The 17,743-nt window shown below is 35.5% G+C and carries 15 protein-coding genes; 10 read left to right on the top strand and 5 right to left on the bottom strand.

Features of this window, described 5'->3' with window-relative positions; genetic code table 11:
- Positions 1 to 27 precede the first annotated feature (27 nt).
- The 3 genes from QGM60_RS03455 (at position 28) to QGM60_RS03445 (ending at position 4,419) form a co-directional block, all read left to right on the top strand.
- Positions 28 to 2,844, top strand: coding sequence for a CHAT domain-containing protein (locus QGM60_RS03455; protein WP_281138858.1), 2,817 nt, complete (start codon positions 28 to 30; stop codon positions 2,842 to 2,844).
- Positions 2,845 to 2,946: 102 nt separating this feature from the next.
- Positions 2,947 to 3,699, top strand: coding sequence for an enoyl-CoA hydratase/isomerase family protein (locus QGM60_RS03450; protein WP_281138857.1), 753 nt, complete (start codon positions 2,947 to 2,949; stop codon positions 3,697 to 3,699).
- A gap of 123 nt (positions 3,700 to 3,822) precedes the next feature.
- Positions 3,823 to 4,419, top strand: a complete 597-nt coding sequence (locus tag QGM60_RS03445) for a transferase hexapeptide repeat family protein (RefSeq protein ID WP_281139332.1) — start codon at positions 3,823 to 3,825, stop codon at positions 4,417 to 4,419.
- 109 nt (positions 4,420 to 4,528) lie between these two features.
- Here the strand turns inward: QGM60_RS03445 and QGM60_RS03440 are convergent, their stop codons facing one another.
- Positions 4,529 to 5,005, bottom strand: a complete 477-nt coding sequence (locus QGM60_RS03440) for an Lrp/AsnC family transcriptional regulator (protein ID WP_092446684.1) — start codon at positions 5,003 to 5,005, stop codon at positions 4,529 to 4,531.
- 173 nt (positions 5,006 to 5,178) lie between these two features.
- On the opposite strand from QGM60_RS03440, the gene QGM60_RS03435 reads away from it, so the two are divergent.
- From QGM60_RS03435 to QGM60_RS03425, 3 genes are read left to right on the top strand one after another with little or no spacing between them, the layout of a single operon-like run.
- Positions 5,179 to 6,486 carry a dihydrolipoamide acetyltransferase family protein gene (locus QGM60_RS03435; protein WP_281138852.1) on the top strand — a complete coding sequence of 436 codons (1,308 nt, stop codon included), beginning with the start codon at positions 5,179 to 5,181 and terminating at the stop codon, positions 6,484 to 6,486.
- Between the two features lie 47 nt (positions 6,487 to 6,533).
- Complete coding sequence (locus QGM60_RS03430) at positions 6,534 to 7,601, top strand: branched-chain amino acid aminotransferase (RefSeq protein WP_281138851.1); 1,068 nt, start codon at positions 6,534 to 6,536, stop codon at positions 7,599 to 7,601.
- Between the two features lies 1 nt (position 7,602).
- Positions 7,603 to 9,678: an alpha-ketoacid dehydrogenase subunit alpha/beta gene (locus QGM60_RS03425; protein ID WP_281138849.1), complete on the top strand. Its 2,076-nt coding sequence runs from the start codon at positions 7,603 to 7,605 to the stop codon at positions 9,676 to 9,678.
- Positions 9,679 to 9,711: 33 nt separating this feature from the next.
- On the opposite strand, the gene QGM60_RS03420 is transcribed toward QGM60_RS03425, so the two are convergent.
- The 4 genes from QGM60_RS03420 to QGM60_RS03405 form a co-directional block, all read right to left on the bottom strand.
- A complete protein-coding gene (locus tag QGM60_RS03420) occupies positions 9,712 to 11,382 on the bottom strand; it encodes a SulP family inorganic anion transporter (RefSeq protein ID WP_281138848.1) in 1,671 nt (556 codons plus the stop codon).
- A gap of 125 nt (positions 11,383 to 11,507) precedes the next feature.
- Positions 11,508 to 12,062, bottom strand: coding sequence for a DUF4136 domain-containing protein (locus QGM60_RS03415; RefSeq protein WP_281138847.1), 555 nt, complete (start codon positions 12,060 to 12,062; stop codon positions 11,508 to 11,510).
- A gap of 19 nt (positions 12,063 to 12,081) precedes the next feature.
- A complete protein-coding gene (locus tag QGM60_RS03410; protein WP_281138846.1) occupies positions 12,082 to 14,085 on the bottom strand; it encodes a urocanate hydratase in 2,004 nt (667 codons plus the stop codon).
- Complete coding sequence (locus QGM60_RS03405; protein ID WP_281138845.1) at positions 14,085 to 14,246, bottom strand: DUF5522 domain-containing protein; 162 nt, start codon at positions 14,244 to 14,246, stop codon at positions 14,085 to 14,087. Before QGM60_RS03405 ends, QGM60_RS03410 begins: the two co-directional genes overlap by 1 nt.
- Positions 14,247 to 14,296: 50 nt before the next feature.
- Between QGM60_RS03405 and QGM60_RS03400 the strand changes: the two genes are divergently transcribed.
- The 4 genes from QGM60_RS03400 to hemL all read left to right on the top strand — a co-directional run bounded on the left by QGM60_RS03400 (position 14,297) and on the right by hemL (position 17,712).
- Entirely contained in the window at positions 14,297 to 14,620 is a 324-nt protein-coding gene (locus tag QGM60_RS03400; protein WP_281138843.1) for a hypothetical protein, read from the top strand.
- 74 nt (positions 14,621 to 14,694) lie between these two features.
- Entirely contained in the window at positions 14,695 to 15,600 is a 906-nt protein-coding gene (locus QGM60_RS03395; protein WP_281138841.1) for a pyridoxal-phosphate dependent enzyme, read from the top strand.
- Positions 15,601 to 15,602: 2 nt separating this feature from the next.
- Positions 15,603 to 16,421, top strand: coding sequence for a glucosaminidase domain-containing protein (locus QGM60_RS03390; protein ID WP_281138839.1), 819 nt, complete (start codon positions 15,603 to 15,605; stop codon positions 16,419 to 16,421).
- A gap of 4 nt (positions 16,422 to 16,425) precedes the next feature.
- Complete coding sequence (gene hemL / locus QGM60_RS03385) at positions 16,426 to 17,712, top strand: glutamate-1-semialdehyde 2,1-aminomutase (protein WP_281138838.1); 1,287 nt, start codon at positions 16,426 to 16,428, stop codon at positions 17,710 to 17,712.
- Positions 17,713 to 17,743 lie beyond the last annotated feature (31 nt).

Genomic DNA, 17,743 nt, shown 5'->3' with positions numbered 1-17,743 from the left:
CTCAATGTCTTTTAAAACAAATCTATTATGAAACATATTGTTTTAACTTTTGTGTTGCTTTTGTCTTTATGTACCAAGGCTCAAAATGCACAGCAAGCTCAAGAAAAATTTTCTCAAGGTTATGAAACCAAAAATGTGGCACTTATGGATGTTGCTGCTGATGAGTATATTAAATACAATTCAGATAATAGTTTTGGTTACATATTCAAAGCCTTTGCAGCAATAGCAAAAAACGATTTAACTACAGCAAAACGCTATGCTAAAACTGCGAATCAGATGTTTCCAATGGAGTCTAGCAATTATACTTTGGCGAGTTATATCGCTTTTTTAGAAGGAAAAACAAGTGAGGCTAGTAAATTTATGCATTATGCGTTTCAACTCTCTCCAGATGTAAAAGGTGCAGCATCTACAAAAGAAGAATTAGATATATTAACGGAATTAACTGGTAAAGACTTCTCGGCTTTAAAAACTATTGCAGAAAATGCTGAAAAGGCAACAGCGGGTGCCATTCAGAATTATAATGATTACAATGTTTGTGTTAATCAATGGTACGAAGGTAAAGCTTGTGATCCCTCTCAATATTTAAAGGTTTGGGCAAATTATTCACCTGTAAATCCTTTATTGAAAGATTTTGCAAATGCAACACAAGCTATTGCATATTATTTTGCAGGTCAGTTTGATTTAGCCAAGCCGAGACTAGAAACGGCTATAAATTCGCAATACCTTAATCCATATACAAAAGCTTTATGTTTTGAGCGTTTAACTTGGTATGATAGATACGATCTTAATAAAACATTTCTGTATGCTAATAAAGGCCTAGCGGAAATAGAAAAGTTAGATTTTCCCACTTTAACAAAAGCAGATTTATTGTTCCGTAAAGCTCAAATCGTTGGAGATATGGGTAAACGTGACGACATGCTTCAACTTGCAGAACAGCTTTTAACGTTAGCAACCGAGCTTGGTAACGATTATCACATTATAAATGCCAACAACCTCATAGGCGCTTATTATGTAATGCTGCCAGAATCAAAATCAATTAGTTTAGCCAATAAACATTTGGGTGAAGCTTATGTTTTAGCAAGCAAGAGAAATTTTGAAGATCAAAAAATGAAAGCTGCTGGTAATTATGCTGTTGTGCAGTTTAAAATTGGAAATAAATCAAAAGCCATAGAACTAAATAATGAAGTATACGATTATCATTTAAAAACGAAGAATTGGGCTTCTGCACAAAATGCAGCCAATAACATTGGTTTTATGTTTTATATGAAAAATGATTATAAAAATGCAGCTGATCAATTTCAGAAAGCAGTAGATATAACAGAACAATTCTTACCTAAATTTAATACTCAAGAGCAACTCTATGCTAGAAATTTACATGCAAATGCCTATTCTGGGTTAATAATGTCGCTTCAAAAATTAGGCAATACAAATGAGCTATTCAAAGTTCAGGATATGAACCGAAGCAGAATTCTCCGTCAGAAATTAGATAAGAGTTTGCCACAAATAACATTAGAGCAAGCACAGGCAAAGCTTAGGCCACATGAGGCAATTATATACTATTCTAATGGTGAGCCAGGTCAAATGATAGCAACTTTAATAACAAGTAATTCTGCTGATGTGATAGAACATTTTCCAGTTACTGCATGGCTAAACATGAAAAAACAGTATATCAATAATATACAGGAGAAACCAAATAGTATTAATGGTTATGTTACTAAATTAAATGAAGAAATAATTAATGGTCAAATCTATAGACATTCAGATCCTAAAACTGCATTTAAGGCTAAAGATTATAGAGATTTTGTTGCGTTGTCACGAGAGGTAATGGAGTTGTCAGATGCTCAGTATTTAGATCTTCAGCAAAAAATATTAAAACATTGGTATTATTTTTTAATACAACCTTTAGAAGCTAAACTAGCAGGAAAAACTACGCTTATTATAAGTGCGGAAGGAGAATTGAATGCAATGCCTTTTGAAGCATTTTTAGATGGAAACGGAAAATATCTTTTAGAACGATTTAATGTTAAATATATACCCTCGGCAAGTGTTTGGGCAAGTCTGTCTAACCGAAATTATAGTGAGGACAGAAAACCGCTTTTAGCAATGGGAGGAGCTACGTATAAAGAACCTCAAAGTAGTGCTTCCAATAGCAGATCAACTCAAAGCTACTTTGAGTTGCAGGACCAATTAACCACAAAAATCAATAATAAACAGTCTAATTTAAGTAAAGAATTGGCTGCTTTGGGCTTTGGTGGAGCTAACTATCTACCAGGAACTTTGAGAGAGGTTCAGAATCTTAAAAAAATAATTCCAGAAGCTACTGTTTTGATTGATGGTCAGATGAAAGAAAGCGATATCAAAAGATTGAATAAATCAGGCGAGTTGAATCAATATAAATATGTACACATTGCAACTCACGGATTTGCAAGTAATAGTATTCCTGAACTTTCTGGTGTAATGATGACGCAGCCTGCTAATGGAGATGGGTCTGAGGATACATTTTTGTTAGCTCACGAGATAGCGCAACTAGATTTAAAGGCAGATTTAGCTGTGCTTTCTGCTTGTGAAACTGCATTAGGAAAAAATTATAATGGAGAAGGGGTTAATGGTCTAAATTCAGCATTACTTGTAGCAGGTGCTAATAGTACCTTATTGAGTTTGTGGCCTGTTAATGATGCAGGAACTATGATATTAATGACCGAAATGTATAACAATCTTTATGTAAAAAAAATGAGTGTGGAAGATGCTGTGAATACAGCTAAACGCACAATGCTCAATGGTGTGTATGGCGAGCAATTTCAAACACCAAAAATCTGGGCACCATTTGTGTTGAGTGGAAAATAAACGAATCAATTTAATCTAAGCTTTCGATGGTTTTTCTAAGTTATCATTTAATAGATGATAAGTTTTATTGTAATTTTGAAAACAACATATTAAAATTCAAAAATGAGCCAACCTTACGTAAAATTAGAAATAGAAAACCAAGTAGGATACATCGAGTTTTTCCATCCTGCGCATAACTCATTACCTGGAAATATTCTAGCAGAATTAGCACAGACTATAACCGATGCTGGCAATAATGACGACATTAAAGTTATCGTCCTAAAAAGTGGAGGCGATAGAACCTTTTGTGCAGGCGCAAGTTTTAACGAACTAATCAATATCAATGACGAAGCCACAGGGAAAGTATTCTTTTCCGGATTTGCCAACGTGATTAATGCGATGCGCAAATGTCCAAAATTTATCATTGGTCGCGTGCAAGGAAAAACTGTTGGTGGTGGAGTAGGAGTGGCATCGGCAACCGATTATTGTATGGCAACCAAGTTTGCATCCATAAAGTTAAGCGAGCTAAACGTTGGTATCGGTCCGTTTGTGGTTGGTCCAGCTGTAGAGCGCAAGTTAGGATTAAGCGGAATGTCACAAATCGCCATTGATGCCAATACATTTTATCCTGCAGAATGGGCAAAACAAAAAGGCTTATTTACACAAGTGTTTGATACTACAGAAGCATTAGATGAAGCCGTTAAAACCTTTGCCGAAAATCTTTGCAATTACAATCCAGAAGCAATGAAAGAAATGAAGAAAATCTTCTGGCAAGGTACCGAAGATTGGGACACGCTTCTAGCCGAAAGAGCAGCCATTAGTGGACGCTTGGTATTAAGTGATTTTACAAAAGAAACATTAAAACGATTTAAGTAAAGAGAAGCCCATCCTAACCTTCCCAAAGTGAAGGAACTAGTAAATGTAGAAAATGAAAAAGTATACAAGAGTAAGAACACAGGAGTGTTTTTTCCCTTTGGGGAAATTAAAAGGGGCTGCATTATGATTTACGCATTCCAAGGATACACACCAGTCGTACACGAAAGTAGTTTCGTGCATCCATTGGCAGCAGTCACAGGCAATGTCATCATTGGCAAAAACTGTTACATCGGTCCAGGTGCTGCCATTCGTGGAGATTGGGGACAAATTATTTTAGAGGATGGTGTTAACGTACAAGAAAATTGTACGGTTCATATGTTTCCAGGTAAATCCATTGTCTTAAAAGAAAGTGCGCACATTGGTCATGGTGCTATTATTCATGGCGCCAATTTGGGTCGTAATTGTCTTATTGGAATGAATACCGTAATTATGGATGATGCCGAAATTGGAGACGAATGTATCATTGGCGCCATGTCGTTTATTAAAGCTGAAACCAAAATTCCGTACCGAAGTTTAGTCGTTGGTAATCCAGCAAAAGTCATCAAGCAGGTAAGCGATGAAATGATTGCTTGGAAAACAAAAGGTACACAACTATATCAGCAATTACCAGCCGATTGTCATGAATCTTTAAAAGCAGTAGAGCCACTTCGTGAGGTTCCTCAAAATATGAAAGTTCAAGATAACATATATAAAACGCTTCGAGAAACGTTTAAAAAGTAGGTTTGTCATTTCGACAGAGCGAAGAATGAGAGACGAAAAATCTCATCATCCTAGTAGGTTGTATTAAATTAAAAGATTGCTACAGCTTTTGTCTGCGTAATATCTAAAATCACAACACCCGACTCAAATCAATAGCATTAGTTTCCTTGCTGGTAGACATTGCAATTAAACTCTGAACATTGCCTAAATAGGGTAGTAAGGTTAATTTTGAAATGATAAAGGTTTCATATGCCTCAATATCTTCAACAACTAATTTCAATAAATAATCAAAGTTTCCACTTACCCTGTGACATTCTATAACCTCAGGGAAACTATTGATTTCCTTTACAAATTTTTCAAGATAACTTCGGGTATGCCCTTGCAATGTAATGCCGATAAAAACAGTTAGTTTTAGTCCGATTTTTTTGTTATTTAATACAGCCACATAGTTCTCAATATAGCCTTCTTTTTCCAACTTCTTAATGCGTTCAAATATTGGTGAGGTTGTCATACCAAGCTCTTCAGCAATACTCTTTGTTGTACGGTTACTGTTTTTTTGAAGAATAGTTAATAGTTGGATATCTATTTTATCGAGTGTATGTGCCATGAGAAAAATTATTTGGTTCACACCGCAAATTCAAGGTTTTAAAGTTGTATTTTTTGAGATATGTTGAATTTAAAGAATTATTTGCTTTTTAATGTGATAATAAGAGATTTTAACAATTGTTGATTGCGTTATATATTATCTTTAATTCTTAAATCAATTATTTTTATAGATTAATGACTTTTGAACTAAAAATGCCCAAAATGGGCGAAAGTATAACAGAAGGAACCATTATCAATTGGTTAATTGCTGAAGGAGATACCTTTGAAGAAGGCGATATTATACTTGAAGTTGCTACAGATAAAGTAGATAACGAAGTGCCTGCACCAGCAGCAGGAACTTTGGTTGAAACCAAGTTTCAGGCTAAAGATGTTGTTAAAGTTGGTGAAATTATTGCGATATTAGAAGTTGAGGCATCGAGTTCGAAGTCGCAGCCAAAAAAAGAAGCTGTCAAGTCGAGTGCAGTCGATACGTCTCAAAAGAAAACTAAAAAGAATCGGACAATCGCATCAAGTACAGTTGAGAAACCTAGTTCAAATTCATTTTCGGTTAATAATACAAACACGTTCTTTTCACCATTAATCATTTCCATAGCCAAAGAACATCACATCAGTTTTGAGGAATTAGCAAGAATTCCAGCAACCGGAAAAGAAGGACGATTAAGAAAAAGTGATGTATTCAACTATATTGAAGACGGTAGACCTTACAAGTTTGCACAACCTGTGATACAAGATCCAACAGCATATCGTATTCCGCAATTAGAGTTTGATAAAGGCAAAGGTAAAATCATAGAAATGGATCGTATGCGTCAAATGATTGCCGATCATATGGTGTATTCTAAGCATACGTCGCCTCACGTTACCGCTTATGTAGAAGCAGACTTAACCAATATGGTAGACTGGCGAAACGAAAATAAGGTTGCTTTTCAAGAAAAATATGGTGAAAAATTAACCTTTACACCGTTGTTTGTTGAGGCTGTAGCTAAAGCCGTTAAAGATTTTCCAAATATCAATGCCTCGGTAGATGGTAATAATATCATTGTAAAAGAGGATGTTAATATTGGCATGGCAACCGCTTTACCAAGTGGAAATTTAATTGTCCCAGTGGTGAGAAATGCGGATACTAAAGATTTAAAAACACTGGCTGCAAACGTTAATGAATTGGCAAATAAAGCTAGAGAAAACAAGTTGGCAGGTGATGATATTAAGGGAAGTACGTTTACGATTTCTAATGTTGGAACATTTGGTAGCGTTATGGGTACACCAATTATTAACCAACCAGAAGTTGCCATTTTAGCTTTGGGAATAATTAAAAAGCGTGCCGAAGTTATAGAAACCGAAAAAGGAGATGAAATCGCTATTAGAAGTATGATGTATCTCTCATTATCCTTCGATCATCGTGTTGTAGATGGTTTCCTCGGAGGAAGCTTCGTACGAAGAGTCGCTGATTATTTTGAACAATTTGATACCAATAGAAAAATATAATTAACTGTCATCCTTAACTTGTTTCAGGATCTCATCAATTTAAATTTATGTCTTACAACATATCCATCCAAAAAGTAGAAAAATCAAAAGTAGAAAACATCGATTTCAACAACATACCATTAGGAACTGTATTCACCGATCACATATTTATTTGTGATTATGAAAATGGCGAGTGGACCAACCCAAGAATTCAACCTATGGGATTAATACCAACGCATCCAGCAGCTATGGCTTTACATTACGGACAGGCCATTTTTGAAGGTATGAAAGCAACGGTTGATGCTGAAGGTAATCCGATGCTTTTTAGGGCAGATGAAAATGCAAAACGTATGAACTTTAGTGCAGACCGTATGGGAATGCCAAATATATCTAGTGATTTATTTGTTGAAGGTTTGAAACAATTGGTTGACTTAGAGCGCAACTGGATTCCACCAATGGATGGTAGTGCTTTGTATTTAAGACCGTTTATGTATGCGGATGAGCCTTTTATTGGTATGCGTGCGGCAACCCACTATAAATTCATAATCATGGCATCACCTGCTGGGCCATTTTTTAGTAAGCGCATAAAACTTTGGGCCGAAAAGAAATTTATAAGAGCAGCTCAAGGTGGAACAGGTGAAGCCAAAGCAGCGGGAAATTATGCTGCAGCAATACGTCCAACTGAATTGGCTAAGGCGAAAGGTTACGATCAGGTATTGTGGTTAGATGCAGTAGAACATAAGTATATTCAAGAAGTAGGAACGATGAATATCTTCTTTAAAATTGAAGACAAATTCATTACACCAGAATTGGATGGTTGTGTATTGGATGGTATCACAAGGAAAAGTGTGATTAGTCTTTTAAAAGATCAAGGATTCGAAGTTGAAGAACGAAAAATTACCATTGATGAAATAAAAGATGCTTCTGAAAATGGCACTTTAAAAGAAGCTTTCGGGACTGGAACTGCTGTGGGTATTGCTTACATAGAAAGTATTGGTTTTGGTGACGAAGAAATTTTTGTTTCAAAAGATAGTCCTGTTGGTCTTGAAATCAATCAAAGATTGAATGGTATTAAAACAGGAAAGATTGAAGATAAATTTGGTTGGATTACCAAAGTCCAAAAAGAATTAGCATAAGATGAATAAAGACATATTAAAAAAAGGATTTTCAAATTTATGCACAGCCAAAGCAATGGCAGAATTGTATGAAGAAAACTTTAAACAAGTTTCAAAATATGTTCATGCCACATCAAGAGGTCATGAAGCTATTCAGACCGCTATAGGTATGCAATTATTGCCACAAGATTATGCATTTCCATATTACAGAGACGATGCAATGTTATTGGCTTTTGGATTGCAGCCTTATGATTTAATGTTGCAGTTGTTGGCAAAAAAAGATGATCCTTTTTCTGGTGGAAGAACGTACTATTCGCATCCGAGTTTAAAGGATGATGATAAGCCTAAAATTCCACACCAATCCTCGGCAACAGGTATGCAAGCCATTCCTGCAACAGGAGTTGCGATGGGAATGCAATATTTGGAAAAACAGGGACTTCAAAATTCAAATGTTGTTCAAAATGATAGTGAAGAATCGCAATTAAACCCAATCACGGTTTGCAGTTTAGGAGATGCATCAGTCACCGAAGGTGAAATTGCGGAAGCCTTTCAAATGGCAGCTTTAAAACAAATGCCAATTCTCTATTTAGTACAAGATAACGGTTGGGATATTTCGGCTAATGAAGCTGAAACCAGAGCGCAAAGTGCTTTTGAGTATGCGCAAGGTTTTCATGGATTAGAAGCCATTTCTATAGACGGAGCTAATTTTATTGAAAGCTACGAAGCTTTAGAAAAAGTTATAAAAACTATCAGAGAAGAGCGTCGTCCATTTTTGGTTCATGCCAAAGTTCCGTTGTTAAATCACCATACTTCTGGTGTGCGAATGGAATGGTATCGAGATGATTTGGAAGAAGCAAAATCACGTGACCCTTATCCAGTTATTAAACAACAATTGTTGGATAATGGGTTTTCAGAAAAGGAAATTTCAGAAATAGAAAAAGAGGTTAAAGAAAAGGTACTATCTGATTTTGAAAAAGCACAAAAAGCAGAAGGCCCAAAACCTGAAGATTTATTTACGAACGATTTTGCACCAACTCCAATTACCGAGGAAAAAGGAGAGCGTTCTCCAGAAGGTGCTGAAAAAGTGGTGATGGTAGATTGCGCTTTATTTGCTGTTGAAGAATTAATGAAAGAACATCCAGAATGTTTGCTTTACGGACAAGATGTAGGTGGACGATTAGGTGGTGTGTTTAGAGAAGCAGCGACTTTAGCGCAGAAATTTGGTGATGACAGAGTTTTCAATACACCAATTCAAGAAGCTTTTATTGTAGGTTCAACCGTTGGGATGAGTGCAGTAGGACTTAAGCCAATTGTTGAGGTTCAGTTTGCCGATTATATTTGGCCAGGACTCAATCAATTATTTACCGAAGTAAGCCGTAGTTGTTATTTAAGTAACGGAAAATGGCCTGTAAGTATGATTTTGCGTGTGCCAATTGGTGCTTATGGTAGTGGTGGACCTTATCATTCGTCTTCAGTAGAAAGTGTAGTGACCAATATTCGCGGTATAAAAATTGCCTATCCGAGTAATGGTGCAGATTTAAAAGGCTTAATGAAAGCAGCGTATCACGATCCAAATCCAGTAGTAATTTTAGAACACAAAGGCTTGTATTGGTCTAAGGTTCCGGGAACGCAAGGCGCAACTTCTGTAGAACCTGCCGAAGATTACGTATTACCTTTTGGAAAAGCTTGGGTTTTACAAGAAATTTGGAAGCAAGACGATGTAGAAACCTGCACTATTGTAACTTACGGAATGGGTGTGCATTGGGCAATGAATGTTTCTGAAGAACTTGATTTAAAGGATCAAATAGAAGTTATAGATTTAAGGACATTGTATCCTTTAGATGAAGAAACCATAATGAAGTCGGTTAAGAAAACAGGCAAATGTCTTGTAGTAACTGAAGAGCCAAGTGATAATAGTTTTGCGAGAGCCTTATCTGGAAAAATTCAGGAAGAATGCTTTAAATATTTGGATGCACCAGTAATGACAATTGGCAGTGAAAATATGCCTGCCATTCCATTGAATTCTACATTAGAGCAAACCATGATTCCTTCTACTGAAAAGGTGAAAGCAAAGATTGAAGCCTTATTAGATTATTAAATAAAAAAGCGACTCAATTGAGTCGCTTTTCTTTTATAAATCGTATTCCGAAAGTGGTTTTGTAAATTCTTCAGGATTAGCGGCTAAATAATAACGAGGATCATTAATATCTTCAACTATAACCTCTTTAAACTTAGGGCTTGCTTTATACATTAAAGCTTTACAATCTTCACTAAGATGTTTCAATTTTAAACTCTTTCCAGCAGCTTCATATTTATTTACCAAATTGAAAATAGCTTCCATAGCAGAATGATCACTTACTCGAGATTCTACAAAATCTATTTCAACATTGTCTGGATCATTTTTTACATCAAACTTAGAGTTAAAACTCTGAATGGATCCGAAGAATAGAGGTCCCCATATTTCATAAGTTTTGGTGCCATCTGGTTGTATACGTTTACGTGCTCTAATCATCGTAGCGCTTTTCCATGCAAAAACTAAAGCAGAGACAATAACACCAATAAATACAGCAATTGCTAAATCGAAAATAACCGTTACAGCAGAGACAATTATTAGTACAACGGCATCAGAAATAGGTATTTTTCTTATAATTCTAAAGCTAGACCAAGCAAACGTATCAATAACCATCATAAACATAACACCAACTAAAGCCGCAATAGGAACTTGTTCTATGTACTGTGCTGTAAATAAAATAAATGTAAGTAGTGTTAGAGCCATCATTACACCAGATAATTTTCCTCTACCACCAGCATTGATATTAATTACGGTTTGCCCTATCATACCACAGCCACCAGTACCTCCAAAAAGACCGCTAGTAATGTTTCCAACACCTTGAGCAACACATTCTCTATTACCATTTCCACGGGTTTCAGTAAGTTCGTCAACCAAGTTCATAGTCATTAGAGATTCTATTAAACCTACTGAAGCTGCTAAAAATGCATAAGGCAAGATGAATTTTAATGTGTCAAAATTTATTGGAAGATTTTGCCAAAGTTCAACGTTTGGAGTAGGGAATTCGCCTTTAAGACCTTCACCACCACCTTCAATGATATAAGAGCCAACTGTGCTTACTTCTAATCCGCCAAAGACAACGACTCCAGTAGTGATTAAAATAGCAGTAAGTGCAGCTGGAATTTTAGTTGTTAGTTTTGGAAGTAGCCAAATAACAGCCATTGTTAAACCTACAAGTCCAAGCATAGTATAGAGTTCTGTGCCTTCCATAGGTATATTGATGTACTTCTTTAATCCATCAGCTCCAACTTGTAGTTCCTTATGTGAAAACATGCGTACTTGGGCTAGAAAAATAACAATCGCTAAACCATTAACAAAGCCCATCATTACAGGATGTGGAATTAATCTCACAAAGCGACCAAGCTTTAATACACCTGCACCAACTTGAATAATTCCCATTAATATTACTGCAGCTAATAAATAGAAATAACCCATATTATCTATTGGAGCATCAAAAAGTAACCCTTTGTCGTGACCCTTAGCAATTAAGTCTACAAAAATAACAGCAACCGCACCTGCTGCACCAGAAATTAGTCCTGGTCTACCTCCAAAAATAGCAGTTATTAGACCTAGAATAAAAGCTCCGGACAGTGCTACTAAAGGATCAATTTGAGCTACAAACGCAAAAGCAACAACCTCAGGAATCATAGCAAGGGAAACTGTTATACCTGCAAGGATATCGTTTTTAGGATTTTGAGTGAAATTTTTAAATATAGTCTTTCCAGATACCATGATATTACTATTTACATTTAAAAGGGGGCAAAGATAGGCTATTTTAACAAATCGAAAATTAAACTAAGATTAACAAAAAAAGCACTATTGGATAATAGTGCTTTTTAAAAATTATGTCTAATATTTTATTTAGATGGAGGAAATTGCTCTAAAGTTTTCGCAACAAATTCCTTGATTCTAGCTTCTTTCTTTTCAACATCAGATGTTACAAGGTAGCCAGTTCCTGAACCTTGCCAGATTAATTCTTTTTGGCCTGCATCAATAAAATCTATGAAAAGCATTCCTTCTGTAGATGTTGAAACATTATTTCCGCCCCAACCAGGACCCCAGCCCCAACCCCAACGATTGAAACCTCCCCAGCCCCAAGCTCCATAGCCCCAAGCGTTATTATAAACATCAACACGTTGGTTAGATTTAGTGAAAATACTCACTAGCATATCTGGGTTTTCTGATTTAGTCATGCCTTTTGCCATTAGTTCGGCTTCAATAGCTCTAAGGATTCGTCTTTTGTCTAAATCGCTTATTTCAGCTTTGTCAATTCCAGGTTTAAAAAACGCAAAGGTTTTGTACTGGTCAAAATTTGCTTCTCTATCATAATCGGCTGCAACTCTAACTGAGCTACATGAAGATAGGAGTAGAGCAAATAAAAGAATCGGTGATAATTTGAGTAGTTTTTTCATATTGCTTTTTTTTTACTTGTTATTCTAAAAGTTTGCCATCAACGAAATTAGGAATAGTAACTTTTAAATTTGGTTCTTGTTCCATGGCGCGTTTTATTGCAAAAACAGCACCTTCATTTCTTGCCCAGCTGCGACGTGAAATTCCATTGTTGACATCCCAGAAAAGCATTGATTTTAAGCGTTTTTCAGCTTCAATAGTACCATCAAGAACCATGCCGAATCCACCGTTTATAACTTCTCCCCAACCAACACCACCACCGTTGTGGATACTTACCCAAGTCGCTCCTCTGAAACTATCTCCAATAACGTTCTGAATGGCCATATCTGATGTAAAACGTGAACCGTCATAAATATTACTGGTTTCGCGATAAGGTGAATCTGTACCAGAGACATCATGATGATCACGACCTAAAACCACGTAACCAATTTCGCCTTTTGAAATAGCATCATTAAAAGCTTTAGCAATTTTCATGCGGCCTTCTGCATCAGCATATAATATTCTGGCTTGTGAGCCAACGACTAATTTGTTTTCTTGCGCACCCTTTATCCATTGAATGTTATCAGCCATTTGCTGTTGGATTTCTACAGGTGAGTTTTTCATAATCTCTTCTAAAATTTCACAAGCTATCTCATCGGTTTTTGCTAAATCTTCTGGTTTACCTGAAGCACAAACCCAACGGAATGGCCCAAAACCATAATCAAAACACATAGGACCCATAATGTCTTGCACATAACTTGGGTATTTAAATTCGCGACCAATGGTTGGATTTTCAGACATCACATCAGCACCAGCACGAGAAGCTTCTAATAAGAAAGCATTTCCGTAATCAAAGAAATAGGTGCTTTTCTCTGTATGTTTATTAATGGCTGCAGCATGTCTGCGTAAACTTTCCTGTACTTTGGTTTTGAACAATTCAGGATTGTTTGCCATCATTTCATTGGCATCTTCAAAAGATAAACCTGCAGGATAATAGCCTCCAGCCCATGGATTATGCAATGAAGTTTGATCACTTCCTAAATCGATATGGATATTAGCTTCATCAAATTTTTCCCATACATCAACCACATTGCCTAAATAAGCAATAGAAATCGTCTCTTTATTGTTTTGAGCTACTTTTACACGATCAACTAATTGATCTAAATCGCTTATTTTTTCATCAATCCAGCCTTGATCTAGACGAATTTGTGTGATTTTCGGATTCACTTCAGCACAAATAGTTATACAACCCGCAATGTTTCCTGCTTTTGGTTGTGCGCCAGACATTCCCCCTAAACCAGAGGTTACAAAGATGTGACCTTTGGGTGATTTATTTATTTTTCTAAAACCATTTAAGACTGTAATTGTAGTGCCGTGAACAATACCTTGTGGCCCAATATACATGTAACTTCCAGCAGTCATTTGACCGTACTGTGTAACTCCAAGCGCATTAAATTTTTCCCAGTCATCAGGTTTAGAGTAATTAGGAATCATCATACCGTTAGTGACAACAACTCGAGGTGCATTTTTATGTGAAGGAAATAAACCCATTGGATGGCCTGAATACATGACGAGCGTTTGTTCATCAGTCATACTTGCTAGATATTGCATAGTAAGAAGGTACTGAGCCCAGTTTGAAAATACAGCTCCATTTCCACCATAAGTAATTAATTCATGTGGATGTTGTGCTACGGCATAATCAAGATTATTCTGAATCATCAACATTATGGCAGCCGCTTGTTTTGATTGTGCTGGGTATTCATCTATTGGTCGCGCATACATTTTGTAATCTGGACGAAAACGGTACATGTATATGCGTCCATACTTCTCAAGTTCATCTTTAAATTCAGGAAGTAATGTAGTGTGATGTAGAGGTTCAAAGTAACGCAATGCATTTTGAAGCGCTAGTTTTTTTTCTTCATCATTTAAAATATCTTTTCTTTTTGGAGCATGGTTTAAACTATCGTCATAAGGTTTTGGTAGAGGTAGTTCTTTAGGGATTCCTTCAAGAATTTGTGCTTTAAATGATGTGCTTGTTATTTGCATTACTGTTTTTTTAATTTGTTTTTATTAAAACCATAAGGGCAATGTCTGCAACTGCTCTCACAGCAGTAGCCACGTTTAAGATGGTATTGCTCAGTGAAGCAACGGTAACCTTCTGGTGTTAAGTAGTAGTCACCTTCTTCTATTGGGACGTATTTTTTCATATAAAACAAAGATAATGTAATTTGGATTGATTTTTGAAGTTTACAGACCTGTGATATTAGTTTCAAAATACATCGTGCCAAAAGGCTATTTAGGAATAACTCTTTTTCCTTTTATATTTTTTAGGTATAAAAACTTAAAACATAATCGTGTTCTTGTAAATCATGAAAAAATTCACTTAAGACAGCAATTAGAGTTGCTGGTACTGCCTTTTTATATCTTGTATGTTATTGAGTTTTTGGTTCGTTTTATCCAAAATAAAAAATGGCATTTAGCTTATAGAAATATTTCTTTTGAACAGGAAGCGTATAGAAATGAAAAAGATTTCAATTATTTGAAAAAGCGATCTTTTTTGGGTTTTATAAAATATTATTGAAATGCTACAACGCTCTTTAAAGTTTATCACATTTTTTGTTTTATAGTTATTTTTGCATAAAAAAAAATAAACGTTTGTTTAATTTAAAAGTACATAACGAATCTATAGATTTTAAAGGTTTTAATGTAGAAATTTCAGTAAAGCGAGAGGATTTAATTCATCCATTTATTTCTGGAAATAAATACAGAAAACTAAAATTTAATATAGAGAAGGCAATGGAGTTGAAGCATGATACTTTATTGACTTTTGGAGGTGCTTTTTCAAACCATATTGCTGCTGTAGCTTCAGTAGGAAAGGTGTATAACTTTAAGACAATTGGAATCATTAGAGGAGAAGAATTAAAAAACATTTCAAACCTTAACGCTACATTGAAGTTCGCTAAAGATTGTGGGATGCATTTTGAATTTGTTTCGAGAGAGGATTACCGAAAAAAAACGAGTCAAGATTTTATTGAAGCTTTGAGAGATAAATTTGGTGAGTTTTATCTTATTCCAGAAGGAGGTACTAATGATTTGGCTGTGAAAGGTTGTGAAGAAATCCTAAAAGAGGAGGATTGTAAATTTGATTATATCTGCTGTGCCGTTGGTACTGGCGGAACAATTTCAGGATTAATAAATGCCTCAAGTAAGTCGCAAAAAGTTTTAGGTTTTCCTGCGCTAAAAGGTGATTTTTTACATAAAGATATTCGTAAATTTGCGCACCAAGATAACTGGGAGTTAATAAACGATTATCATTTTGGTGGTTATGGTAAAATAAAGCCAGAATTAATAACGTTTATCAATACATTCAAAGGGAATTATAATATTCCTTTAGATCCCATTTACACAGGGAAAATGATGTTTGGGATTTTTGATTTAATCAAAAAGCAATTTTTCCCTGAAAATTCAAAAATATTAGTTATTCATACAGGAGGTTTGCAAGGAATAGCAGGTATGAATAAAGTTTTAAGCCAAAAGAATCTACCATTAATTGAAATATAAAGATGAAATTTAAATACTTACTAATACTATTACTTGGGTTATCAATTTTTAGTTGTGGACCAAAAAAAGGTATTGTAACCAAAAAAAAGAATCAAAGTCCAAGAAAAGAAGTTGTTATTGATGAACCAAAAACCGTAGAGACTAAAAAAGAAGTTGAGCCTGAAACTACGGTTGTAAAAAGTACAGAAAATAAAAGTGTTGTAGAGGTGTATATCGACTTATATGCTGAAATAGCAAAAAATAAAATGCGAACACATCACATCCCAGCAAGTATTACCTTGGCTCAAGGTATTTTAGAGTCAGGATCGGGAAGAGGAAGATTGGCTGTACAGGCTAATAATCATTTCGGAATAAAATGCCACGGTTGGCAGGGTGCAAAAATCTATCATGATGATGACCGATCTCAAGAGTGTTTTAGAAAATACCAGAGAGCAGAATCATCTTTTGAGGATCATTCTGAATTTTTAACAGGTAGAAAACGTTACGCAGACTTGTTCAAACTAAAACCTGATGATTATAAAGGTTGGGCTAGAGGATTAAGAGCTGCTGGTTATGCTACGGATAGAAAGTATCCTCAAAAATTAATCAGCCTTATTGAGCGTTACGAACTTTTTAAATACGATCAAGAAGTTATAGGTAATGTGAAAATTACAGACTTAAATGTTAAGCCTAATAAAAAGGTTGTGCATACAGTAACTAAAGGTGATACTTTATACTCTATATCACGTTACTATAATACTACAGTAGAAGCCATAAAGGCTAAAAATAAATTGAAATCAGACAACCTGTCCATTGGTCAGGAACTTATAATTCAAAATTAATTTCATGTTATATCAAAGGAGTAGTGCTTTATTTCAAGAAGCAAAAACAGTTATTCCAGGTGGTGTAAATTCGCCAGTTAGAGCATTTAATGCTGTTGGTGGTACACCAATATTCGCAAAATATGCAAAAGGAGCCTATGTGTATGGAGAAGATGGAAATCGATTTATCGATTATATCAATTCTTGGGGACCTATGTTATTGGGGCACGCTTATCCTCCAGTTGTAGAAGCTGTAATAGAAAAGGCTAAAGAAGGAACTTCGTTTGGTATGCCAACAGAACTTGAAACTGAAATAGCAAAACTAGCTGTTTCTATGGTGCCAAATATTGATAAAATAAGATTTGTCAATTCTGGTACAGAGGCATGTATGAGTGCTATAAGACTGGCTAGAGGTTTTACAAAAAAGGACAAAATTGTAAAGTTTGCTGGTTGTTATCACGGTCATAGTGACTCTTTCTTGATTGCTGCTGGTAGTGGTGCAGTAACGTTTGGAACACCAAATAGTCCAGGTGTTACTCAAGGTACTGCAAAAGATACACTTTTAGCAAGGTATAATGATTTAGAAAATGTAAAACAACTTGTTGAAGCTAATGAAGGTGAAATAGCAGCGATAATCATAGAGCCTATAGCAGGTAATATGGGCTGTATTCCACCAGTTGAAGGTTTCTTAGAAGGTCTTAGGGATTTGTGTGACAGTAATGATATTCTTTTGATTTTTGATGAAGTCATGACAGGTTTTAGATTGGCTAAAGGTGGAGCTCAAGAATTAACAGGTGTAGATGCGGATATTGTGTGTTTTGGAAAAGTTGTAGGAGGCGGATTGCCAGTCGGTGCATTTGCTTCTAGAGACGAAATAATGAATCATCTAGCTCCTCTTGGGCCAGTTTATCAAGCAGGAACTTTAAGTGGTAATCCTTTAGCTATGGCAGCAGGTTTAGCGATGTTAAAAGCTATAAATAATGATAAAGGTTTAATGAATAGGTTAGAAGAAAAGACAAAATATCTTCATAATGGTATTGCGCAAGCCTTGAATAAGAATAATGTTGTACATACTATTAATAGAAAAGGATCTATGATTTCTGTTCATTTTAGTGAAGAGAAGGTTGTTGATTTTGAATCAGCGGCTAAGGGCAATAATAATACGTTTAAGAAATTTTTCCATGGTATGTTGAATAGAGGTATCTATATAGCTCCAAGTGCTTTTGAAACTTGGTTTATAACGGATGCTTTAACATATCAAGATTTAAACGAAACTATTGCTGCTGTGGAAGAAGTAGCCAAAGAATTATAAAATAAAAAAAGCCTCGCGTTTGCGAGGCTTT

The sequence above is a fragment of the Winogradskyella sp. SYSU M77433 genome (genome assembly GCF_029911945.1).
In the GTDB taxonomy this organism is placed as follows: Bacteria; Bacteroidota; Bacteroidia; order Flavobacteriales; family Flavobacteriaceae; genus Winogradskyella.
Note: the sequence above shows the minus strand (reverse complement) of the source record. Positions and strands in the feature narration are given on the sequence as shown.